A 22,909-nucleotide genomic window follows, 5' to 3' on the forward strand; every position below is an offset into this window, starting at 1 on the left:
GAACGATCGGTCAGCCGTGCAGATAGCCGACCAGAGCGTCCTTCTCCGTCTCCAGCTCCTCGATGGCGCTCTTGACGACGTCGCCGATGCTGACGATGCCCGCCAGCCGCCCGTCCCGCACCACGGGGACGTGCCGCACGCGGTGGTCGGTCATGGTACGGCGCAGCTCCTCGACATTGGCGTCGGGCGTGCAGCTCCTGACGTCGGAGGTCATGATCGTTGAGACCGGCTGGCCGAGCACGGCGGCACCCAGCTCGTGCAGGCGCCGTACGACGTCCCGTTCCGACACGATGCCCGCGATCGTCTCTCCGTCCTCCGACACCACCACCGCACCGATGTTGAACTCGGCCAGCCTGGCCAGGAGCTCGGTCACCGTGGCCTGCGGAGGGACCGTCACCACGCCTGTCCCCTTACCCTTCAAGATCGTTCCAATGCGCATGCGCGCCGCCTTTCCGGCCCGGGGGCCCGCCTTCCTCCCGCTCCGGCCTGCCAACCGGCCGACCGGAGCCGTACAGGTCGTGTTTTCCCAGGCAACAGCGGCGACAACATCGCGTCAAGCGTCCTGACTCCACGCCCGGGTAAATCTCCTGTTCCCCTACAGAACTGCCCACCCCGGCGCGATCATCACGATCTTATGCTTGAGGTCATGGAAGACCCCCGTTGGCTCAGTGCGCAGGAGCAGCGCGCCTGGCGGGCGCACCTCGCCGCGCACCGGCTGCTGTTCCATCAGCTCGACCGCGAGTTGCAGGAGGCAGGTCTGTCGCTCAACGACTACGAGATCCTGGTGAACCTGTCGGAGAGCCCCGACCACCGCATGCGGATGAGCGAGCTCGCCGACGCCACCATCCAGTCCCGCAGCAGGCTCTCGCACCAGATCTCCCGGATGGAGGCCGCCGGGCTGGTGGTCCGGGCGAGCTGCGACGACGACCGGCGTGGCACGTTCGCCGTGCTCACCGATCTGGGCTGGGAGACCATTCAGTGTGCCGCCCCCGGTCACGTGGCGGGAGTCCGCCGGCACCTGATCGATCTGCTGACCCCCGAGCAGGTCACCGCGATCGAGGAGATATTCGGCCCCATCGCCGACCGCCTTCAGTCGATCCGGACGGCCCGCTGATGAAGGTCGCTACGATCCGCGTTGTGACAAGAATCCTCGGGCTGGTCGTGGCCGCCCTGCTGCTGGTGACCGCCTGCGCGTCGAACGGCACGGTCGCGCTTCCCGACGGGCCAGGCCTGCTGGAGAAGTCGGCCGAGGCGATGCAAGCGGTCCGGACCGTCGCCTTCGTCATCGAGACCAGGGACCGGCCCGCCGTACCGGTCAGGCACGCCGAGGGCACCCTGACCAAGGAGGGCGATGCCAGGGGAACGCTCCAGGTCGAGCTCGTCGGCCTGCAGGAGTTCGAGTTCGTGATCACGGGCGACACCGTGCGTTTCAAGGGCCCGACGGGCGGCTTCCAGACCATGACCAGGCAGCAGCTCGCCGCGATCTACGACCCCTCCGTCGTGCTGACCGGCGTGCCGGAGCTGCTGTCCTCGGCGAACGAAGCGCGCACCGAAGCCGCCGAGAAGGTCGGCGGCGTCGACGCCTACCGGATCGCGGCCACCCTGCCGCAGCAGTCCCTCGCCAAGCTGGTCCCCGGCATCGCCCAGGCCGTGGACGGGACCCTGTGGATCGACAGGGCCACCGACCGGCTACTCAAGATCGAACTTCCGCTCAGCGGCGGCGGAGTGACCGTGACCCTGGACGACTACGACGCCCCCGTGACGATCACACCGCCCGCGTCATGACCTCCCTCGTCCGCGGCCGCCGTCTCGCCCTCGGCGTGGGCGGCGCGGCCGTGCTGCTCGCCGCGCTCGACGCCTACGTCGTCGTCACCGTCTTCGCGGACATCGCCCAGCAGGTCGGCGTCCCGCTGAACCGTCTGGAACGGGCGACGCCCATCGTGACCGGCTTCCTGCTGGGTTACGTCGCGGCGATGCCGCTGCTCGGCCGGCTGTCCGACCGGTACGGCAGGCGCCCGCTGATCCATGCCTGCCTGGCCGGGTTCGCGGCCGGCTCGCTGGTCTGCGCGCTCGCCCAGGACATCCCCACGCTGACGGCCGGCCGTACGCTGCAGGGCCTGGCGGGCGGCGCGCTGCTGCCGATCACGATGGCCCTCATCGGCGACCTGTGGGACGAGCGCGCCCGGCCGGTCGCCCTGGGGGCGGTGGGCGCGGCTCAGGAACTCGGCAGCGTGCTGGGCCCCCTCTACGGTGCCGGGATCGCCGCCTTCGTCGGCTGGCGGGGCATCTTCTGGGTCAACATCCCGCTGGCCCTGCTCGCCGCCGTCGCCGTGCAGCGCGGCGTGCCGCGGGAGCCGTACGGCAGGGCGGGAGGCGGGGTCGACGCCGTCGGCGGCGCGCTGCTGGCGCTGGCACTGGGCCTGCTGGTGGCCGGGCTCTACAATCCCTCGCCCGGCGAGGCGGTCCTGCCGCCGTGGGGTCTGCCGTGCCTGGCGGCCGGGGTGGTCGCGGCCGCGGCGTTCGTCGGCTGGGAGATCCGCTCGCCGGTGCGGCTGCTGGATCTGACCGGCGCGTCGGGGGGGCCGCTGCTCGCCACACTGGCGGTGAGCCTGCTGTCCGGGGCCGCCCTGCTGGTGACGCTGGTGGACGTCCAGCTCGCCGCGCAGACACTGCTCGGCGAGGACGCGGTCGGCGGGGCGCTGGTGCTGACCCGTTTCCTCGCGGCGCTGGCCGTCGCGGCGTTCCTTGGCGGGATGCTGACCCGCCGGTTCGGGGAGCGCCGGGTGGCCGTCGCGGGCATGGCGGTCGCCGCCGCCGGTTACCTCATGATGTCGCGGTGGGACCCCACCGCGGCGGGCGTGTGGCTGGACGTCGATCTGGCCGTCGCCGGGCTCGGGCTGGGCATGGTCGTCGCCCCGGTCTCCTCGGCCGTGCTGCGTGCCGTCCCTGCCGTTCGGCACGGCGTGGCCTCGGCCGCGGTCGTGGTGGCCCGCATGATGGGGATGCTGTTCGGCGTGGCGGCGCTGTCGGCGTGGGGGTTCCACCGGTTCCAGTCGCTGACGGCACACCTGGACACGCCCCTGCCGATCGGCGGCGCCGGCGCCGACTACCTGGCCGAGCTGGCGGAGTACGAGGCCGAGGTGAAGGCCGCGCTGCACGTGGAGTACACGGAGATCTTTCTGATCACCGCGGGACTGTGCCTGCTGGGCACGGTGGCGGCCCTGGCCCTGCCCGGCGGGACGCGAGCGGCTCAGGACCACCAAGGTAGGTCAGGATCGCGGGCAGGTCAGGATCGCAGGTAGGCCGGCACCGCGATCCCCGGCGAACGGAGGAGCGGGCAGGAATCAGCGGTGCGGCGTTCACCCGTTTACTTCTTCTGCCGCTTCTCCCGGATCTTCATCGTGATCTCGATCGGGGAGCCGGCGAAGCCGAACTCCTCGCGGATGCGGCGTTCGATGAACCGGCGGTAGGTCTCCTCCAGGAACGCCGACGTGAACAGCACGAACCTCGGCGGCTCGGTCGTCGCCTGCGTGGCGAACAGGATCTTGGGCTGCCTGCCCCCGCGCACCGGCGGCGGCGTGGCCTGCACCAGCTCGGTGACGAACTGGTTGAGCCGGGCCGTCGGCACCCGCGTCCCCCACGATTCCAGGGCTCGCTCGATCGCCGGGGCGAGCTTGTCGACGTGACGGCCGGTCTTGGCGGAGATGTTGACCCGCAGCGCCCAGGGCGTGCGGACGAGCTGGCGGTCGATCTCCTTCTCCAGGTAGTACCGCCGGTCCTCGTCGACCAGGTCCCACTTGTTGAACGCGACGACCATGGCGCGACCGGACTCGATGACCAGGCCGATGATCCGCAGGTCCTGCTCGGTCAGCACCTGGGAGGCGTCGATCAGCACGACGGCCACCTCCGACCGCTCCAGCGCGGCCCGGGTCCGCATCGCCGCGTAGAAGTCGGCCCCCTTCAGTTCCCGGTCACGGCGGCGGATGCCCGCGGTGTCCACGAACCGGTAGGTCGTGCCACGCAGCTCGACCAGTTCGTCCACCGGGTCGCGGGTGGTGCCCGCCACGGGGTCGACCAGCACCCGCTCCTCGCCCGCCAGCCGGTTCAGCAGCGACGACTTGCCCACGTTGGGCTTGCCCAGCAGAGCGACCCGGCGTGGGCCGCGCCGCTCGCCGAACGTCTGCTCCGGCGCCTCGGGCAGCGCGTCGAGCACGACGTCGAGCAGGTCGCCGCTGGCCCTGCCGTGCAGCGCGGAGACCGGGTACGGCTCACCCAGGCCCAGCGACCACAGCCCCGACGCCTCGATCTCCAGCTGCTGGTTGTCGACCTTGTTGGCGGCCAGCACGACGGGCTTGCCCGACCGGCGCAGCACGGCCCCGACCGTCTCGTCGGAGTCGGTCACGCCGACACTCGCGTCCACCACGAACAGGATCACATCCGCCAGCTCGGCCGCGACCTGGGCCTGCTCGGCGATCCGCAGCGCCATGCCGGTGGCGTCCGGGTCCCAGCCACCGGTGTCGACCAGTGTGAACCGGCGGCCGCGCCAGGTCGCCTCGTACGTCACCCGGTCCCGGGTCACACCGGGCACGTCCTCCACGACCGCCTCGCGCCGGCCGATGATGCGGTTGACCAGCGTCGACTTGCCCACGTTGGGGCGGCCGACCACGGCCACGACCGGCAGGGGGCCCGCGTCGGGCTCACCTGAGCCCTCGTCCGCGGAAGCGGCGAGTTCGGCCTCGGTCCAGCCGCCCTCGTCGTATTCGTACTCCCCCGTAACGTCCATTTCCTGCCTCATCGGCTGATTCCTCCCCGATCCCGCCAGGATCAGGCTCAATATGCCCCCTGCACTGGCGGGGCTCAGATGGTCCGCTCCTTGACGAGCCGGAGAACTTCGGCGATCACCTCGTCGAGGTCGAGCGGAGTGGTGTCCAGTTCCACCGCGTCGGCCGCCATCGCCAGGGGGTCGGTCTTGCGCGTGGAGTCGAGCGCGTCCCGCCGGGCCATCTCGGCCCGTTGCTCCCGGGTGGAGGTCCCGGTCAGCTCCGCCGTACGGCGAAGCGCGCGGGCGTCGGCGCTCGCGGTGAGATAGATCTTGAGCGGCGCGTCCGGCGCCACGACCGTGCCGATGTCGCGTCCCTCGACCACGATGTCGCCGGGCCCGATGATCTGCCGCTGGAGATCCACCAGACGCCTGCGCACGTCGGGCACCGCGCTCACGGCGGAGACGGCCCGGGTGACCTCCTGGGTGCGGATCGGCCCGCTGACGTCGGTCCCGTCCACGCTGATGCCCGGGGCGTCCGGGTCAGTGCTGATCTCCAGCCGGGGTTCGCGGCAGCGGGCGGTGACGGCGTCCTGATCCGAGGGGTCGACCCCCCGGTCGAGCATCCACCAGGTGACCGCACGATACATGGCCCCCGTGTCCAGGTACCGCAGCCCGAGAGCCCGGGCGACTCCACGCGACGCGCTCGACTTCCCCGACCCGGAAGGCCCGTCCATCGCGACGACCAGACCCGACACGCTCGCTCCTCTTCTCCAGCCCTGCCCGGCGATCCGGCCCGACATCCCGACCCGACATCCCGACCCGACATCCCGGCCCGGCGATCCCCACCCTGCCTTTACCCGACCCCCGAGCGTACCGGGACTCCCGGCGATCCCGCGCATCAGCGCCGTGCCCGCGCAGCCGGTTCGGCCGTCGGCGGCCGTCAGGGCACCTGCCAGCCGCGCTCGCGCAGGCCTTCGGCGAGCGCCTCGGCCGCCTCCGGCTGGACGTACAGGTCCGCCGCGCCGAGCGGCAGCCCCGGCGCGTGCTCCAGCCGGATGTCCTCGATGTTGATCCCCGCCTGTCCGGCGGCCTGGACGAGCCGGGCCAGTTCGCCGGGACGGTCCCCGATGACCACCTGGACGACCGCGTAGGTGCTCGCCGGGCCGCCGTGCTTGCCGGGGATCCGGCCGGTCCCGCGCACGCCACGCCGCAGCAGTTCGGTGACATCCGCGACGGCGGCACCGTCGCCCGCGAGCGTACGCAGCGATCGCGCGACGTTCGCCAGGTCGGCGGCGACGGCCTCCAGCACCTCCGCGACGGGTACGGCGTTACCGGACAGGATGCCGGTCCACAGCGCCGGGTCGCCGGCGGCGATCCGGGTGACGTCGCGTACGCCCTGACCGGACAGGCCGAGCGCCGTGTCGGACGCCTCGGCCAGCCGCGCCGCGACCGCCGCCGCCGTCACGTGCGGCGCGTGCGAGACCACCGCCACCGCCCGGTCGTGCTCGGCGGCGTCCACCCGTACGGCGTTGCCCCCGCACAGGCCGATCAGTTCCAGGACCGCCGCCACCGCCGGGCCGGACGCCTCCGGCGTCGGGCAGAACGCCCAGGGGCGGCCGAGGAACAGGTCGGGCCGGGCCGCCGCCGGCCCCGACCGCTCCCGGCCTGCCAGCGGATGACCGGCGACGAACGTGGACAGGTCGCAGCCGAGTTGCGCCGCCTGCGCGATCAGGAGTTCCTTCACGCTGGCCACGTCCGTGTAGGCCCGGGCGGTCTCGCTCTTCTGCAGGTCGAGCAGCCACTGCGCGACGAACGGGGGCGGCACCGCGATGACCGCCAGGTCCACGGTCCGGTCGGCCCGCCAGTCCTCCCCCGCACCCAGTTCCCGCGCCAGCCGTACGGCTCCCGCGTCCCGATCGGCGAGGAACACCCGGACGCCGCGCTGACGCAGCGCGAGCGCGATCGAGGTGCCGATCAGTCCCGTGCCGACGATGACGGCGCTGCCGAGCGCGGTCGCGGCGCCCTCGGTGGAAGCGCCCTCGTCGGAAGCGCTCTCGGTGGGAGTCATCCTGCTCGTCCTGGTGGTCTCGTCCCTGACAGGATCTACCGCGCGGTGGCGGGGTCTACTGTGCGATGTCCACGCGGAGCGCGACCGCGCCCCGCAGGTACACGTGCTGGATCTCCTGACGCGGCCGGTCGGTGGCGATGTGCGCCATCAGGCGGACCACACGCGGCAGCGCACCGGGCACGTCGATCTCGGACGCGCACAGCAGCGGGACGTCGTGGAACCCCAGCTTCCGCGCGGCCAGCGCGGGGAACTCCGCGGTGAGATCGGGCGTCGCCGTGAAGATCACGCTGATGACGTCCTCGGTGGTGAGGTCGTTCCGCGCCATCACCTCGGTGACCAGTTCGGTCGTCCCCGCGATGATCGACTCCCGGTCGTCGCCGTCGACCTGGATGGCTCCACGAACCGCCCGCACCATCGTCGTTCCCCTCTCGCGCTCGCCGCCGTAGGGCCCAAGCCACCACCCAGTTCACGGGGCTTTATCCGTTATTGTCCCGCCCTGCGAACCGGTGCCCGGCAAGGCTACATGCCGACGGCGGAGTAGAGCTCGCCGACCTCCTGCACCGTCAGGGTGCGGAGCGTACCGGGCTTGAGCCGGCCCAGTTTGACCGGACCGAACTCGATGCGCGCCAGGTCGATCACCCGGTGGCCCACGGCCTCCAGCATGCGCCTGACGATGTGCTTGCGCCCCTCGTGCAGGATGATCTCGACCAGCGCCTGCTGGCCGTGCTCCTGCACGATGCGGAACTCGTCGGCCCGGGCCAGCCCGTCGTCCAGCGCCACGCCCTCGCGTAGCGCCCGGTGCAGGTTGCGCGGCACCGGACCGGGCACCTTGGCCCAGTACTTCTTCGTCACGCCGTAACTGGGATGGGTCAGCCGATGCGCCAGCTCACCGTCGTTGGTGAACAGCAGCAGGCCCTCGGTCTCGGTGTCCAGCCGGCCCACGTGGAACAGCCGCGGAGCGAGGTCCTGCACGTAGTCGTGCAGGCACGGGCGGCCCTCCGGGTCGTCCATCGTGCTCACGACGCCGATCGGCTTGTTGAGCGCGTAGTAGACCAGGTCCGGCGCGGTCGGCACGCGCCTGCCGTCGACGTGGATGACCTGCCTGGCGGGATCGACCCGGGCGCCGAAGCGGCGCACCACCTGGCCGTCGACCGTCACGCGGCCGTCGCCGATCATCTCCTCGCAGGCGCGCCTGCTGGCCACCCCGGCCTGGGCGAGGACCTTCTGCAGCCGCTCGCCGTCCGGCACCTCCGTGGTGTCGCGCTCGTCGGTGTAGTCCTCGTCGTAGAAGTCCGGGTCGCGCAGCGGCTGCCGAGAGGTCTTGAACGGGTTCTCCTCCCGGCTCGCCCTGCTCTCCCGGGGCGCTCCCCCGCGACTCTCTCCCGACCGGGGCCGGGAGGCCGCACCGCCGCGGTCGGACCTGTCGTGGCCGAAGCGCGCGCGCAATCCGCCCCGTTCGGCACTCCCGCCGCCGATGGTCCGCACGTCGTCACGCGGCCGGGTGCCACCCCTGGCGGCGCGGAACGGGGCACGTCCGGGCTGACGGTCCTCACGGGGACGGTCCTCACGCCTGCGGTCCTCAGGCCGGCGGTCGGCCCGCTCACCCCGATAGGGGCGATCGTCCCGAAAACCACGTTCGGAACGCCTGCCGCCGAAGTCCCGGCCGCCCTCGAAGCCCCGGTCTCTGCCAGCGGCCCGGTCTCTGCCAGCGGCCCGGTCCCTGTCGAAACCGCGGTCCCTACCAGCGGCGGACCGGTCCCTGTCGAAGCCCCGTCCGCCACCAGAGGCCCGGTCCCTACCCGGGGTCCGGTCGTCACGGTACGCCTGCGCCCGGTCACGACCGCCGGGACGCTCCCGGTCCCGGTCCCGGTCTCCGTAACGGCCTCCCTCGCCGGAGGGCCTGCCGTACCTGCCGCGCGAGCCGCCGCGGTCGTCCCGATATCCCCCGCCGTCCCGCCGGTCCCGGTGATCTCCATCGTCCCGACGGCCCCGGTAGCCCCCGGCGGCACGGCTGTCACGGGCGTCTCGGCCGGTCCGGTCTCGATCCGTACGGTCTCGATCCGTACGGTCACCGCGGAAGGGCTTGCGGTCGGCGTCACGGGAGCGGTCGCCGCCTCTGAAGCCGCCGCCTCCCCTGCCCTCGTTTCTGGGACCCATGCCCCGCTGACCGGTGCTCCGGCTCCGACCGCGTCCCTCACCGGACGGGGTACCACGCCTGCTGTTCACTGCTTCTCCTCAAAGATTTCCACGTCGTCCGGGAGAAATGGGGCGAGCTCGGGAAGCTCGTCGAGGCTACGCAACCCCAGCCTCTCCAGGAAGTAACTCGTCGTCCGGTAGAGCACAGCCTGGCTCTCCGGGTCGGTTCCGGCCTCCTCGACCAGGCCTCGTGCGGTGAGCGTCCGTATGACGCCGTCGCTGTTCACACCACGGATCGCCGCCACCCGGGCCCGGCTGACCGGCTGCCGGTAGGCGACCACGGCGAGGGTCTCCAGCGCCGCCTGTGTCAGCCGCGCAGTCTGGCCGTCCCTGACGAAACGCTCCACGAGCGGGGCACACTCCGCCCGGGTGTAGAAACGCCAGCCTCCGGCCACCTCCCGAAGGTCGAAACCACGTCCGGCCGCGATGTATTCCTCGGACAGATCACGCAGGGCGGCGCCGATCTCAATCGTCGGCCGCTCCAGGACCTGAGCGAGGGTCACCTCGGCGACCGGCTCGTCGACCACCATCAGGATCGCCTCCAGCGCCGGTCTGAGGTCCGGCAGGGCCTGCTGCGGGATCCCGGCTGCCTCGGCTGCCTCGCTGCGTTCCATGGGCCCCTCTCGCTATTCGGCGTCGCCGTCACCGCGTGACGCGTCGTAGTCGTCTCCGACCAGCACATCGCCGTCCGCGGCGCCGGTCCACGTGACGTACAGCTCGCCGAGCGGCTCGACCTGCTCGAAGGAGACGGCGGCCTCCCGGAACAGCTCCAGGACGGCCAGGAACCGGGCGACGATCTCGAAGGTGCCCCCGCAGTCGGCGGTCAGCGCCCGGAAGGTCGCCCTTCCGACCCGCCGCAACCGCTCGACAAGAATAGCGGCATGTTCGCGGACGCTGGCGAGCGGTTGATAGATGTGGGAGACCGAGACGGTCGGCGGGGCCTTCGGCGTGAACGCCTTCGCGGCGATCTTCGCGAGCTGCTCCGGCCCGATGCCGAGGACGAGCTCCGGCAGCAGGTCGGCGAACCGCTTCTCCATGGGCGCCGACCGGGGAAAGCGCAGGGCCTCCTCCGCCAGCCGCCCGGTGAAGATCTTCGCGACCTCCTTGTAGGCCCGGTACTGCAGGAGCCGCGCGAAGAGCAGGTCGCGGGCTTCCAGCAGAGCCAGGTCCTCCTCGTCCTCGACTTCGCCGGTGGGCAGCAGGCGGGCAGCCTTCAGGTCCAGCAGGGTCGCGGCGACCAGCAGGAAGTGGCTCGTCTGGTCGAGGTCCCACTCGGGTCCGCGAGAACGGATGTACGCGATGAACTCGTCGGTGACCTGATGCAGGGAGACCTCGGTGATGTCCAGCTTGTGTTTGGAGATCAACCCGAGCAGCAGATCGAACGGGCCCTCGAAGACATCCAGATGCACCTGGAACCCGGCCTGGTCTTGGGTCTCGGGCCCGGACACCTGCTCCGTCACGCCTCCCATTGTCGCCCAGTCCCCAGGAGTGAATTACGAGATCACGCGCGGGAGTGGGCGGGCCAGCGGGCGAGGAGCTCTCGAGCGAGATCACGATAGGCGGTGGCGCCCATCGATCCGGAGTCGAACTGCGTGATCGGTTCACCGGCCAGGGTGGCGTCGGGGAAGCGGACGGTCCGGTTGATCACCGTGTGGAAGACCTTGTCCCCGAACCCCTGCATGATCGTCTGGAGAACTTCGCGCGCGTGCAGCGTACGGGGGTCGTACATCGTGGCGAGCAGGCCGTCGATCTCCAGGCTCTTGTTCAGGCGCTCCTGGACCTTGCCGATCGACTCCATGAGCAACGCGACGCCACGCAGCGCGAAGAACTCGCACTCCAGTGGAATCATCACGCTGTGCGCGCAAGTGAGCGCGTTGACCGTGAGCAGGCCGAGCGAGGGCTGACAGTCGATCAGGCAGATGTCGTAGTGCGGCAGCAGCGGCTCCAGCGCCCGCTGCAGCGCGTACTCCCTGGCCACCTCGTTGACCAGCCTGATCTCCGCACCGGACAGGAAGATGTTGCTGGGGAGCAACTCCATGTTCTCGACGGAGGTGTCGAGCAGCACGTCCTCGACGGTGACGTCCGGCTCCTCCATGATGAGGTCGTAGACCGTCGCCTCGATCGGCCGGGGGTCGATGCCCAGACCGACGGAGAGCGCGCCCTGGGGGTCGAAGTCCACCAGCAGGACCCGCTGGCCCACCTCGGCCAACGCGGCGCCGAGGTTGATGGTGGTCGTCGTCTTGCCGACGCCGCCCTTCTGATTCACCATCGCGACGATCCGCGCCGGTCCGTGCGTCTCCGGCGGTGTCGGCTCGGGGAACACCGGGCGCGGACGGCCGGTAGGCCCGATCGCACCGCCGGGGATCCCCGCGTTCCACGTCGCCTCAGTGGTCGCAGTCACCTTGTCCTCCCTGACGGCCTCGAACCTGATCGAATCTAAAGGGTCGGCAACGATGCGGCAAGGCGGCGCGCCCAAGGCGCTCTCAGTTCAGCGCGCGGGGATGGGCCGCCGCGTAGACCTCCCGGAGCCTGTCGACCGTCACCAGCGTGTACACCTGCGTGGTGGTCACCGAGGCGTGACCGAGCAGTTCCTGGACAACCCTAACGTCCGCGCCGCCATCGAGGAGGTGGGTTGCGAACGAATGTCGCAACATGTGTGGAGAAACACCGGAAAGTCCGGCCCGCTCCGCCGCGGCCTGGAGCACCTCCCAGGCTCCCTGCCGGGTCAGCCGGCCGCCTCGCGCGTTGAGGAACAGCGCGGGTGTCCCCCGGCCGTGCGCCGCGATCGAGGGCCGCGCCCTGACCAGGTATGCGTCGAGCGCCCGGCGGGCGTACCGGCCCAGCGGCACGATCCTCATCCGCCCGCCCTTGCCGCGCAGCCGCACCTGATCCTCTCCAGGGTCCTGTTCCGAGTCCTGTCCGGGATCGTGTCCGGGATCGCGGGACACGTCGTCGACGGCGAGCCCGACGGCCTCGGAGATCCGGGCGCCCGTGCCGTACAGGACCTCCAGGAGCGCGCGGTTGCGCAGGGCCAGCGGCGAGTCCTCGGGACCGCACGCGGCCAGGAGCCGCTCGACGTCGGCGACGCTGATCGCCTTGGGCAGGCGCCGCATCTGGCGCGGCGGGTGGACGTCGTGCGCGGGGTCGTGACCGGAGACGCCCTCGCGGAGCGCGAACCGGTGCAGCCCGCGCACCGCGGACACGGCGCGGGCGGCCGAGCTGGCCACCAGCGCCGGGTGATGGTCGTCCCCCTCGCGCAGCGCGGCGAGGAACGCCACCACGTCCCCCTCCGCGACGTCCGCCAGCGTGGCGAGGCCCCGTGCCTCCAGATGCTCGACATAGCGGCGCAGGTCGCGCCGGTAGGACGCGAGCGTGTTGGCAGACAGCCCCCGCTCCACCGCCAGATGGGCGAGATAGCTGGACAGCACCGCCTCGGGCTCGCTCAGGACGTCCCCCTACGGACTCATGCCTCCGGCGCGTCGGCGGGACGGAGTCCCATGAATCCGTCGGCGGAAGCTGCGTATGCGGCGAGGATACCGGCGACCGCCGGAGAATTGTGGATCATTCCGGTCAGCACTCTGTCGACCGCCTCAGCCATCGGGATCCACACCACCGGCATGTCGATCTCCTCGTTCCGGCGGACGTAGGAGTCCTCCTCCTCGGGGATCGGCGCCACGTCGCGGGCCAGGAAGATCCGGATGCGCTCGTCGGTCATGCCGGGCGAGGTGTAGACGTCGACCAGCGTGTCCCAGGTGCGGGCACGGTAGCGCGCCTCCTCGGCCAGCTCGCGCGCCGCGCAGGCCACCAGCGGCTCGCCGGGCACGTCGCGGAGGCCGGCCGGCAGCTCCCACAGCAGGCGCCGCATCGGATGCCGGTACTGGCGGATCAGCAGCACGCGGCCGGAGTCGTCGAGGGCGACCACCGCGACCGAGCCGGGGTGCACGGCATAGTCGCGGTCCGCCGTCCCGCCGTCCGGCATCACCACGGTGTCGGTGCGCACGGAGATGACCCGCCCGCTGAACCGCTCCGCGGCGGCCACGACCTCCCACGACTCCTCGACGTCCCGCACCTGCGGAGGAACGTCCGTGGACGGCCCGTTCGAGGACGACGCCTTCATTTGGTGCGCCTTCACTTGGTACGGCCCGCCTTCACGACGGGCTGGCTCGCAGCCTGGTTCGCCCCGGCCTGGCGGGCCTGCGCGTACTCGAGGGCGCCCTCCACCAGCCCCTTGAACAGCGGGTGCGACCTGGTCGGGCGGGAGCGGAACTCGGGATGCGCCTGGGTGCCGATGAAGAACGGGTGCTGGTCGGCGGCCAGCTCGGCGTATTCCACGAGCCTGCCGTCCGGGGACAAGCCGGAGAACACCATGCCGACCTTCTCCAGCGGCTCCCGGAACGAGTTGTTCACCTCGTAGCGGTGCCGGTGCCGCTCCTCCACCCTGGCTTTGCCGTACAGGCGACGGGCGATGGAGCCCTCGGCGAGCTTGGCGGGGTAGAGACCGAGCCGCATGGTGCCGCCCATGTCACGCTCCCCGGCGACCACGTCCTCCTGGTCGGCCATGGTCGAGATGACCGGGCTCGGGGTCTTCGGGTCGAACTCGGTGCTGTCGGCTTCGGCGATCCCGGCGAGGTTGCGGGCCGCCTCGATGACCATGCACTGCATGCCGAGGCAGATGCCGAGCAGGGGGATCTTCTGTTCGCGGGCATGCCGTACCGCGCCGACCTTGCCCTCGATGCCGCGCACGCCGAACCCGCCGGGGATCAGCACCCCGTCGACGCCGTCGAGCTCCCGGGCGGCGCCCTCGGGGGTCTCGCAGTCGTCGCTCTGGACCCAGCGGATGTTGACCCTGGTGTCGGCGGCGAACCCCCCGGCGCGCAGCGCCTCGGTGACGGACAGGTACGCGTCGGGCAGGTCGATGTACTTGCCGACCAGCCCGATCGTGACCTCCTTGGCGGGCCGGTGCACCCGGCGCAGCAACTGGTCCCACTCGGTCCAGTCCACGTCGCGGAACGGCAGGCCGAGCCGTCGCACGACGTACGCGTCCAGGCCCTCGGAGTGCAGGACCTTCGGGATGTCGTAGATCGAGGCGGCGTCGACGGCGGAGACCACCGCGTCCTCGTCCACGTCGCACATCAGGCTGATCTTACGCTTGAGCGAGGTGGTGATCGGCCGGTCCGACCGGCACACGATGGCGTCCGGCTGGATGCCGATGCTGCGCAGGGCGGCGACCGAGTGCTGGGTCGGCTTGGTCTTCAGCTCCCCGCTCGGGCCGATGTACGGCAGCAGCGAGACGTGCAGGAAGAACACGTTGTCGCGGCCGACCTCGTGGCGGACCTGCCGTACGGCCTCGAGGAACGGCAGCGACTCGATGTCGCCGACGGTGCCGCCGACCTCGGTGATCACGACATCGACGTCGGGACCGGCCATGCCGCGGATGCGATCCTTGATCTCGTTGGTGATGTGCGGGATGACCTGCACGGTGTCGCCCAGGTACTCTCCGCGCCGCTCCTTGGCGATCACGTTGGAGTAGACCTGGCCGGTCGTCACGTTCGCCGAGCCGTGCAGCTCGGTGTCGAGGAAGCGCTCGTAGTGGCCGACGTCGAGGTCGGTCTCGGCACCGTCGTCCGTGACGAACACCTCGCCGTGCTGGAACGGGTTCATCGTCCCGGGGTCGACGTTGAGGTAGGGGTCGAGCTTCTGCATGGTGACCCGGAGGCCGCGCAGCTTGAGGAGGCGCCCGAGGCTGGAGGCGGTGAGCCCCTTGCCGAGACTGGAGGCGACGCCACCGGTGACGAAGAGATGCTTGGTCGGAATCTGCTTGGCCGGTGTCGGCCTGGACAGTGTTTCCCTGGACGGTGTTTCCCGGGTCTGGGCGGCGCTGCGCAAGAATGGCTCCCGTGGTCGTCGTCTATCCCGGCCGCCCAGTCGGCGACCGCGATGCCCACGGGCTCTCAGAATATCAAACGCTTCCCGTTATCCGCCCCCCTACGTGCGCGAACCCGCTATAGCCGGTAAGTCGACCAACGGGTAACTTGTCCCGGTATGTCGATCGTGAAGCGTGCCGTCGGCCGACTGGTCCACCGCGGCTGGTCCTACGTGCGCGAAGCGGCCGCGCTCACCCCCGGCGCCATGGGCGGCTACCGGTTCCGCCGCCTCGGCGACGGGGCATGCATCGCCTTCCCCACCGGCGCCATCTTCGGTGAGGCGTGGGTCGAGATCGGCGACCACACGCTCATCGGCGAGCGCGTCTCCATCTCCGCCGGCATGGGCCCGGGGGTGGACCTCGGTCCCGGCTCGATCGTGCGGATCGGCCGCGGCTGTTCCATCGGCAGGGGCAGCCACATCGTCGGCCACCAGTCCATCGACATCGGCGACGACGTCTTCACCGGCCCCTACGTCTACATCACCGACCAGAACCACGTGTACGACGACCCGGAGGCGCCCATCGGGCGGCAGTGGCCGCGCAACAAGCCCGTCGTCATCGGGCCGGGTTCCTGGCTCGGCACGGGAGCGATCATCCTGCCGGGCACCCGGATCGGCCGGCAGTCGGTCGTCGCCGGCGGCGCGGTCGTGCGGGGCGAGTTCCCCGACCACTCGGTGATCGCCGGGGTGCCCGCCAGGATCGTACGGCGGCACTCCCCCGACCTCGGCTGGCACAGCCCCTCGTCCGCCACCCGTTCCCGGCTGAGCACTCCCCACCTGCCCCCGGTCGCCCTACCACCGGAATCCGTCCACCCCGGCTACGCTGGGTGGCAGGATGGTCATGTCGAGTGATCCGGCGAGGTAAGAGAGGATGGACAGCGGATGACCACGGCTTTCCCCGATTGGTTCTACCCCGGCCCACCCGGCGGATGGACCGCCGAGATGCTCGATCATCTTCCCCCCGACGCGCCCCGGCACGTCGAACTGATCGATGGGTCTCTAATCATGATGTCTCCCCAGACCGCCTTCCACATGCTCATGCTCAGGCTCCTGGAGCGGGAGCTCACACCTCCTCCGGATCTGTGCGTCGCCCGCGAGATGAGTGTCACACTGGGACTACGGCAGCGCCCCGAACCCGACATCATGCTGGTGAAAAGCATGGCGCTGACCGACCTCAAGACGACATCGTTCAAACCGGAGGACGTTCACCTCGTCGTCGAGGTGGTGTCCGCCGATTCGGTGGAGCGGGACCGGACCACCAAGCCGATCAAATACTCCAACGCCGGCATCAGGTATATGTGGCGGATCGAGCTCGAGGATCAGGAGCCGGTTGTCTACACGTTCGAGCTGGAGCCGAGTGTGAAGGCGTACGTCCCGACGGGCATCCATCGCAAGCGGCTCAAAACCCATATCGGTTTCGACGTGGACATCGACCTGAGCCTGGGCTGGCCAACCACGGAAGCTCGTTCGTCGGCTGAATAAGCCCAGTATGAGCACCGTCAGTGATCACAGCAGGTGTCACCGTGGCGGTGCTCATCTCGTAGCGGTCACTTCACGCCGGCCTCGCGCATGTCGCGGACCTCGCGCTTGAGTTCCTTGATCTCGTCGCGGAGCCGGGCGGCCACCTCGAACTGAAGGTCGGCGGCCGCGGTGTGCATCTGCTCGGTGAGAGACTCGATCAGGGCCTCGAGCTGCGCCCTCGGCATCTCTCCCACGATGGCCTTCGCGTGCCGGCCGGCCCGCTTGGAGGCGAGGCCGGGAACCGGAGCCTTGCCGCGGGACTGCTGACGGCCGGCCCCGCCGAGCATCTGGGCCGTGTCCGCGTCCTCCCTGGCGAGGCTGTCCAGGATGTCGGCGATCTTCTTACGTAGCGGCTTCGGGTCGATGCCGTTGGCCTGGTTGTAGGCGACCTGCTTGGCCCGGCGCCGGTTGGTCTCCTCGATCGCCCGTTCCATGCTCGGTGTGATCTTGTCCGCGTACATGTGCACCTGGCCGGACACGTTACGGGCGGCACGGCCGATGGTCTGGATGAGCGAGGTCTCCGACCGCAGGAAGCCCTCCTTGTCGGCGTCCAGGATGGACACCAGCGACACCTCGGGCAGGTCGAGGCCCTCACGGAGCAGGTTGATGCCGACGAGCACGTCGAACTCACCCAGGCGAAGCTCGCGCAGCAACTCGATGCGGCGCAGCGTGTCCACCTCGCTGTGCAGATAGCGGACCCGGATGCCGTTCTCGAGCAGGTAGTCGGTCAGGTCCTCGGCCATCTTCTTGGTCAGCGTCGTGACCAGGACCCGCTCGTCTCGCTCGGCCCGGACCCTGATCTCCTCCATGAGGTCGTCGATCTGACCCTGCGTGGGCTTGACCACGACCTCGGGGTCGACCAGGCCGGTGGGGCGGATTACCTGCTCGACCACGTCGCCCTTGCTGCGCCCCAGCTCGTAGGGTCCCGGAGTGGCCGACAGATAGACGGTCTGGCCGATCCGCTCCAGGAACTCCTCCCACTTCAGCGGCCGGTTGTCCATCGCGGACGGCAGACGGAACCCGTGATCGACAAGCGTGCGCTTACGCGAGGCGTCGCCCTCGTACATCGCGCCGATCTGCGGAACGGTCTGGTGCGACTCGTCGAGGACGAGCAGGAAGTCGTCGGGGAAGAAGTCCAGCAGGGTGTGCGGCGCAGTGCCCGCCGCGCGCCCGTCGATGTGACGCGAGTAGTTCTCGATGCCGGCGCAACTGCCGATCTGGCGCATCATCTCGATGTCGTACGTGGTTCGCATGCGCAACCGCTGGGCCTCCAGTAGCTTGCCCTGCCGCTCCAGATCGGCCAGCCGCTCGGCGAGCTCGGCCTCGATGTCGTTGATGGCCCGCTCCATCCGCTCCGGCCCGGCCACGTAGTGCGACGCGGGGAAGATGTGCAGTTCGTCGTCCTCGGCGACGACCTCACCGGTCAGCGGGTGGAGGGTGGCCAGCTTCTCGATCTCGTCGCCGAACATCTCGATGCGGACGGCGAGCTCCTGGTAGACGGGGATGACCTCGACCGTGTCCCCGCGCACCCGGAACGTGCCACGGGTGAAGGCCAGGTCATTGCGGGTGTACTGCATGTCGACGAGCCTGCGCAGCAGTTGGTCCCGGTCGATCTGCTGGCCGACCTTCAGCCCGACCATCCGCTCGACGTACTCCTGGGGGGTGCCCAGACCGTAGATGCAGGAGACCGAGGCGACCACGACCACGTCGCGCCGCGACACCAGGGACCAGGTCGCCGAGTGACGCAGCCGTTCCACCTCCTCGTTGATCGAGGAGTCCTTCTCGATGTAGGTGTCGCTCTGGGGGACGTACGCCTCGGGCTGGTAGTAGTCGTAATACGAGACGAAGTACTCGACCGCGTTGTTCGGCAGCATCTCTCGGAGCTCGTTGGCGAACTGTGCGGCGAGCGTCTTGTTCGGCTGCATGACCAGCGTGGGGCGCTGGAGCCGCTCCACCAGCCAGGCCACGGTGGCGGTTTTGCCGGTGCCCGTCGCGCCCAGCAGGACCGTGTCCTTCTCCCCGGCCCGGACCCGGCGTTCCAGCTCGGCGATGGCCGTCGGCTGGTCACCGGACGGCGTCATCTCGGTGACGACCTCGAAGGGCGCCGCCTTGCGCTGCAGGTCGATCAGAGACTTCATCGCTCGCTCACCACTTCGCTCTCGCCCCGCGTCTGGCCCCGATCCGCCCGGCCCCCGCCGCCGGATGCTCACGTCTCCATAACCTACGCCGCACGGCCGACAATTCCGGTACGGCTCCCGGCTCTGGCCGCGGCTCCGCGCCGCAAGGTCCGGACCGTCGGCAGCGGATGGTCCGAGAAGCCCCCGCACATTCACTGAGTCGGCCCATCGATTCCGAAGAGTTCATGCGGTGAGCAACAGGACGCCGACCGTCGCGGCGAGAGCTGCCACGGCCAGTCCGGTACCCGTCACGACGAACCTGCCGATCGGCACCGGCACCTCGCGGCGGCGGCACCACTCGAACCACAGGAGCGTGGCCAGTGACCCCCATGGCGTCACGACCGGGCCGATGTTGACGCCGACGAGCAGAGAGAGCAGCCGCGTCCCGTCGGCGGGTGGGATCACCTGCTCCGCGGCGACGTAGGCGGGCAGGTTGTTCACCATGCTCGACAGGCCGGCGCCCGCCGCTGCCGCCCGGCATGCGCCCGACGCGCCGCCGTCGACGCCGATGACCGCGCGCATCACGTCGGCCAGGCCGAGCCTGGCGAGCGTGGGCACCACCAGGAACAGACCTGTGACGAAGACCGGGAGCCGCCATGGGATGAGTGACCAACCGAGCTTCGAACGGTCGCGCCATGCGAAGGCGGCGACCACGGCCGTGGCGGCGCCGAGCGCGGCGATCTCGATCCGTACCCCCGCGAGGATCGCGGCGGCGAACACTACGCACACGGCGACGGCGGCCGTGAACAGCAGCCGGTCGGCCACTGAGACCGCGGCCGGCGGCCGGTAGCGTTCCCCACCCCGCTCCGCCCGCCGCCAGAAGAAGACCCAGAGGAACACCATCGTGACGGCGATCGAGGTGAGTCCCGGCGCCCACATCCGCGCGGCGAAACCGCGCGCGTCGAGCGCGAACCGGTTCATCGCGAGCAGGTTGGTCAGGTTGGAGACCGGCAACACCAGGCTCGCCGTGTTGGCCAGCCACACCGTCGTCACGGCCAGCGGCAGCGGCCTGATCCCGGCCCGCCGCGCCAGCGCCACCATCACCGGGGTGAGCAGTACAGCCGTCGTGTCAAGATTGAGAAATATCGTAACAAGCGATGCGAATGCCGAACAAAGCAGAAAAAGCGCCGGATAGCTGCCTCTGCCGACGATCGCCAGGCGAGTCGCCACGACGTCGAAGACCTGGGCCTCCCTGGCCAGTTCCGCGAGCACGATGACCGCGACCAGGAACAGCAGCAGCGGCGCGACGCGGGCAAGGCTCTCCTCTGCCGCCGTCAGAGGAAGGAGCCCGGTGGCCGCGCACAGCAGACCTGCCGCTAGCAGGCCGAGCCGGATCCGGTCGAGGACGTCCAGCCGCCGCAGACCTCCCCCCACGGCCAACACCTCATCCCTGCCGCTCGAAAGCCCGCGGAGCCGCCGGCATCCGGGACACGATCTGGCCGGAACGCCGTCTCGGTCACCCGCCGCCGGGGGCGTACGCGCCCGCCCGGGCGACGAGCTCATCCCAGACCTCGCCGACCCGGGCGTCGAGAAGCTCCAGCGAGCCCTCGTTGTCGATCACGATGTCGGCCACGTCGAGGCGGTCCTCGCGGGATACCTGGACCGCGATCCGGGCCCGTGCGTCCCCCTCCGTCATACCCCGGAACTCTCCCAGCCTGCGGACGCGGACGCCGTCGGGGGCGTCCACGACGATCACCAGGTCGTACATTGCGGCGAGGCCGTTCTCAGCGAGCAGCGGCACGTCGTAGACGACGATCGCCCCGGCGGGAGCGGCCTGCTGGAGCTCCTCGACCCGGGCGCCGACCCTCGGGTGGACGATCCCGTTGAGCACCTTCAGCTTGTCGGGGTCGACGAACACGATCGAGCCGAGCCGTTCCCGGTCGAGCGTCCCGTCCGGGCGCAGCACGCCGTCACCGAACGCCTGGACGATCTCGGCGAGGCCGGAAGTCCCCGGCTCCACCACCTCCCGCGCGATCTTGTCCGCGTCTATGACGATCGCGCCGCGCGCCGCGAGCCGTCGCGACACCTCACTCTTGCCCGAGCCGATGCCGCCCGTGAGTCCTACCCTGAGCACGCCCCGCAGCCTATCCGCCGGCGGTACGGCGCGGCCTGGTGGGCGGCGGCATCGGGCCGGCTGACGCATCGGGGGCTGAGGGGATCTGGGAGAGACGTCAACGGCTGAGACGCAGGTGCACCAGGGTCAGGTGGTCCTGCACTCGCTCCCGGTGGGTCTCGCGGTAGCCGAGGCGCCGGTACAGCCGCAGATCGCCCTCGGAGAGATGACCGGTGAACAGGTCGAACACGGCGGCCTCAGGGACGGCCTCGTGCAGCGCGGCGAGCAGCCCGCCGCCGATGCCCCGTCCCTGCCGGTCCGGCGCGACGACGAGGCGTGCGACGAGGCACGTCGGGCCGGACAGCTGACCGCGAACGGATCCGACCAGCCGGGCGCCCTCCGTCGCCTTCAGCACGACCCCGGTGTCGATCACTTTGCGTATCTGCTCGACCGTCTCGACGAGCGGGGGCAGGAACGGGTCGCCGTAGAGCTGGGCCTCGGTCACGTAGGCGGCCCGCTGCAGGGTGAGAATCTCCCCGGCGTCGCCGGGCATGGCCCGCTCGATGTCCAACACTCCGTCACCCTATCGGTGCGCGGAAGGTCCGGACAGCGGAAGGCCCCGCCGAAGCGGGGCCTTCCGTACTGCTTTCTGAACCGGTGCCTGCGAACCGGTCCCCTGACTCAGCTCTGTCCGCCGGCCAGCTTCTCGCGCAGGGCCGCGAGGGCCTCGTCCGAGGCGAGGGCGCCACCGCTCGGCTGGGTCTGCGACGAGGTCTCACCGCCGTAGGACGAGGTGGCCGCCTGGCTGGCCGCCTCCGCCTCCTCCTGGCGGGCCTTCTCGATCTGCGACTTGTGCGCCTCGAAGCGGGCCTGGGCCTCGGCGTACTGCCGCTCCCACTCCTCGCGCTGCTTGTCGAAGCCCTCGAGCCACTCGCCGGTCTCGGCGTCGAAGCCCTCGGGGTAGATGTAGTTGCCCTGATCGTCGTAGGTCGCGGCCATGCCGTACAGGGTGGGGTCGAACTCGACCTCGGCGCCGACACCCTCGTTGGCCTGCTTGAGCGACAGGGAGATCCTGCGGCGGTCGAGGTCGATGTCGATGATCTTGACGAAGATCTCCTCGCCGACCGTCACGACCTGCTCCGGGATCTCCACGTGGCGCTCGGCCAACTCGGAGATGTGGACCAGGCCCTCGATGCCCTCCTCGACGCGGACGAACGCACCGAACGGCACCAGCTTGGTGACGCGGCCGGGCACGACCTGGCCGATCTGGTGGGTCCGGGCGAACTGCTGCCACGGGTCCTCCTGCGTCGCCTTGAGCGACAGCGAGACCCGCTCGCGCTCCATGTCGACGTCCAGGACCTCGACCGTGACCTCCTGGCCGACCTCGACGACCTCGGAGGGGTGATCGATGTGCTTCCAGGACAGCTCGGAGACGTGCACCAGACCGTCGACGCCGCCGAGGTCCACGAACGCGCCGAAGTTGACGATCGAGGAGACGACGCCCTTCCGGACCTGGCCCTTCTGCAGGGTGTTGAGGAACGTCTGGCGCACCTCGGACTGCGTCTGCTCGAGCCAGGCACGGCGGGACAGGACCACGTTGTTGCGGTTCTTGTCCAGCTCGATGATCTTAGCCTCGAGCTCACGGCCGACATACGGCTGGAGGTCGCGGACGCGGCGCATCTCGACCAGGGACGCCGGGAGGAAGCCCCGCAGGCCGATGTCGAGGATGAGACCACCCTTGACGACCTCGATGACGGTGCCGGTGACGATGCCGTCCTCGTCCTTGATCTTCTCGATCGTGCCCCACGCCCGCTCGTACTGGGCGCGCTTCTTGGACAGGATCAGGCGGCCTTCCTTGTCCTCTTTCTGGAGGACCAGCGCCTCGACGTGCTCCCCGACCTCGACGACCTCGGCCGGATCGACGTCATGCTTGATGGAGAGCTCGCGGGACGGGATCACGCCCTCGGTCTTGTAGCCGATGTCGAGCAAGACCTCGTCTCGATCGACCTTGACAACGGTGCCCTCAACGATGTCGCCGTCGTTGAAGTACTTGATGGTCTCGTCGATCGCGGCGAGGAAGGCCTCCTCGGAACCGATGTCGTTGACCGCTACCTGCGGGGTGCTCGAGGTGGCCTCAGTGCTGCTCGTCATGTGTGGAATTGCTCCGAACCGGACAGATGTCGTTGTGACGAAAGCGCGGCGGGCCTGTT

The 22,909-nt window shown here is 70.2% G+C and carries 22 protein-coding genes; 5 read left to right on the forward strand and 17 right to left on the reverse strand.

The window, feature by feature from the left end; translation table 11 throughout:
• Positions 1-10 precede the first annotated feature (10 nt).
• Positions 11-439, reverse strand: coding sequence for a CBS domain-containing protein (locus ACFHYQ_RS00600; RefSeq protein WP_394299059.1), 429 nt, complete (start codon positions 437-439; stop codon positions 11-13).
• Positions 440-646: 207 nt separating this feature from the next.
• On the opposite strand from ACFHYQ_RS00600, the gene ACFHYQ_RS00605 reads away from it, so the two are divergent.
• Genes ACFHYQ_RS00605 through ACFHYQ_RS00615 form a run of 3 tightly spaced genes read left to right on the forward strand, consistent with a single transcriptional unit; the run spans position 647 to position 3,302 of the window.
• The gene (locus ACFHYQ_RS00605; RefSeq protein WP_394299060.1) at positions 647-1,114 is read left to right on the forward strand and encodes a MarR family winged helix-turn-helix transcriptional regulator; all 468 of its coding nucleotides are present in this window, start codon (positions 647-649) and stop codon (positions 1,112-1,114) included.
• Positions 1,115-1,137: 23 nt separating this feature from the next.
• A complete protein-coding gene (locus ACFHYQ_RS00610) occupies positions 1,138-1,785 on the forward strand; it encodes an LppX_LprAFG lipoprotein (protein ID WP_394299061.1) in 648 nt (215 codons plus the stop codon).
• Positions 1,782-3,302, forward strand: coding sequence for an MFS transporter (locus ACFHYQ_RS00615; protein WP_394299062.1), 1,521 nt, complete (start codon positions 1,782-1,784; stop codon positions 3,300-3,302). Before ACFHYQ_RS00610 ends, ACFHYQ_RS00615 begins: the two co-directional genes overlap by 4 nt.
• Positions 3,303-3,367: 65 nt before the next feature.
• On the opposite strand, the gene der is transcribed toward ACFHYQ_RS00615, so the two are convergent.
• From der to pyrG, 11 genes are all read right to left on the reverse strand, one after another.
• The gene (der, locus tag ACFHYQ_RS00620; protein WP_394299063.1) at positions 3,368-4,783 is read right to left on the reverse strand and encodes a ribosome biogenesis GTPase Der; all 1,416 of its coding nucleotides are present in this window, start codon (positions 4,781-4,783) and stop codon (positions 3,368-3,370) included.
• Positions 4,784-4,857: 74 nt separating this feature from the next.
• A complete protein-coding gene (gene cmk, locus ACFHYQ_RS00625) occupies positions 4,858-5,562 on the reverse strand; it encodes a (d)CMP kinase (RefSeq protein WP_394299064.1) in 705 nt (234 codons plus the stop codon).
• A gap of 140 nt (positions 5,563-5,702) precedes the next feature.
• A complete protein-coding gene (locus ACFHYQ_RS00630) occupies positions 5,703-6,830 on the reverse strand; it encodes a prephenate dehydrogenase (RefSeq protein ID WP_394299065.1) in 1,128 nt (375 codons plus the stop codon).
• A gap of 55 nt (positions 6,831-6,885) precedes the next feature.
• Positions 6,886-7,245, reverse strand: a complete 360-nt coding sequence (gene aroH, locus ACFHYQ_RS00635) for a chorismate mutase (protein ID WP_204010949.1) — start codon at positions 7,243-7,245, stop codon at positions 6,886-6,888.
• A 104-nt stretch (positions 7,246-7,349) separates the two neighbouring features.
• A complete protein-coding gene (locus tag ACFHYQ_RS00640) occupies positions 7,350-8,987 on the reverse strand; it encodes a pseudouridine synthase (protein ID WP_394299066.1) in 1,638 nt (545 codons plus the stop codon).
• A 65-nt stretch (positions 8,988-9,052) separates the two neighbouring features.
• A complete protein-coding gene (gene scpB / locus ACFHYQ_RS00645; RefSeq protein ID WP_394299067.1) occupies positions 9,053-9,640 on the reverse strand; it encodes an SMC-Scp complex subunit ScpB in 588 nt (195 codons plus the stop codon).
• Between the two features lie 12 nt (positions 9,641-9,652).
• The gene (locus ACFHYQ_RS00650; RefSeq protein WP_394299068.1) at positions 9,653-10,495 is read right to left on the reverse strand and encodes a segregation and condensation protein A; all 843 of its coding nucleotides are present in this window, start codon (positions 10,493-10,495) and stop codon (positions 9,653-9,655) included.
• Positions 10,496-10,527: 32 nt separating this feature from the next.
• The gene (locus tag ACFHYQ_RS00655; RefSeq protein ID WP_394299069.1) at positions 10,528-11,427 is read right to left on the reverse strand and encodes a ParA family protein; all 900 of its coding nucleotides are present in this window, start codon (positions 11,425-11,427) and stop codon (positions 10,528-10,530) included.
• Positions 11,428-11,509: 82 nt separating this feature from the next.
• Positions 11,510-12,454 (reverse strand): site-specific tyrosine recombinase XerD, encoded by a 945-nt coding sequence (locus tag ACFHYQ_RS00660; protein WP_394299070.1) that lies wholly within the window; start codon positions 12,452-12,454, stop codon positions 11,510-11,512.
• 35 nt (positions 12,455-12,489) lie between these two features.
• Positions 12,490-13,143 (reverse strand): NUDIX domain-containing protein, encoded by a 654-nt coding sequence (locus ACFHYQ_RS00665; protein ID WP_394299620.1) that lies wholly within the window; start codon positions 13,141-13,143, stop codon positions 12,490-12,492.
• Between the two features lie 11 nt (positions 13,144-13,154).
• Entirely contained in the window at positions 13,155-14,867 is a 1,713-nt protein-coding gene (gene pyrG, locus ACFHYQ_RS00670) for a CTP synthase (RefSeq protein WP_394299621.1), read from the reverse strand.
• A 201-nt stretch (positions 14,868-15,068) separates the two neighbouring features.
• Between pyrG and ACFHYQ_RS00675 the strand changes: the two genes are divergently transcribed.
• Positions 15,069-15,800: an acyltransferase gene (locus tag ACFHYQ_RS00675; RefSeq protein ID WP_394299071.1), complete on the forward strand. Its 732-nt coding sequence runs from the start codon at positions 15,069-15,071 to the stop codon at positions 15,798-15,800.
• A gap of 30 nt (positions 15,801-15,830) precedes the next feature.
• The gene (locus ACFHYQ_RS00680) at positions 15,831-16,430 is read left to right on the forward strand and encodes a Uma2 family endonuclease (RefSeq protein WP_394299072.1); all 600 of its coding nucleotides are present in this window, start codon (positions 15,831-15,833) and stop codon (positions 16,428-16,430) included.
• A 65-nt stretch (positions 16,431-16,495) separates the two neighbouring features.
• Here ACFHYQ_RS00680 and uvrB read toward each other — a convergent pair whose 3' ends face one another.
• The 5 genes from uvrB to rpsA all read right to left on the reverse strand — a co-directional run bounded on the left by uvrB (position 16,496) and on the right by rpsA (position 22,850).
• Positions 16,496-18,607 carry an excinuclease ABC subunit UvrB gene (uvrB, locus tag ACFHYQ_RS00685; RefSeq protein ID WP_394299073.1) on the reverse strand — a complete coding sequence of 704 codons (2,112 nt, stop codon included), beginning with the start codon at positions 18,605-18,607 and terminating at the stop codon, positions 16,496-16,498.
• A 222-nt stretch (positions 18,608-18,829) separates the two neighbouring features.
• Complete coding sequence (locus ACFHYQ_RS00690) at positions 18,830-20,020, reverse strand: ArsB/NhaD family transporter (RefSeq protein WP_394299074.1); 1,191 nt, start codon at positions 20,018-20,020, stop codon at positions 18,830-18,832.
• An 82-nt stretch (positions 20,021-20,102) separates the two neighbouring features.
• Positions 20,103-20,720: a dephospho-CoA kinase gene (gene coaE, locus ACFHYQ_RS00695; protein WP_394299075.1), complete on the reverse strand. Its 618-nt coding sequence runs from the start codon at positions 20,718-20,720 to the stop codon at positions 20,103-20,105.
• Positions 20,721-20,817: 97 nt separating this feature from the next.
• Complete coding sequence (locus ACFHYQ_RS00700) at positions 20,818-21,273, reverse strand: GNAT family N-acetyltransferase (protein WP_394299076.1); 456 nt, start codon at positions 21,271-21,273, stop codon at positions 20,818-20,820.
• A 107-nt stretch (positions 21,274-21,380) separates the two neighbouring features.
• Positions 21,381-22,850 carry a 30S ribosomal protein S1 gene (gene rpsA / locus ACFHYQ_RS00705; RefSeq protein ID WP_394299077.1) on the reverse strand — a complete coding sequence of 490 codons (1,470 nt, stop codon included), beginning with the start codon at positions 22,848-22,850 and terminating at the stop codon, positions 21,381-21,383.
• Positions 22,851-22,909: the final 59 nt, after the last annotated feature.

Source organism: Sphaerimonospora cavernae, assembly GCF_042435035.1.
Classification (GTDB): domain Bacteria; phylum Actinomycetota; class Actinomycetes; order Streptosporangiales; family Streptosporangiaceae; genus Sphaerimonospora; species Sphaerimonospora cavernae.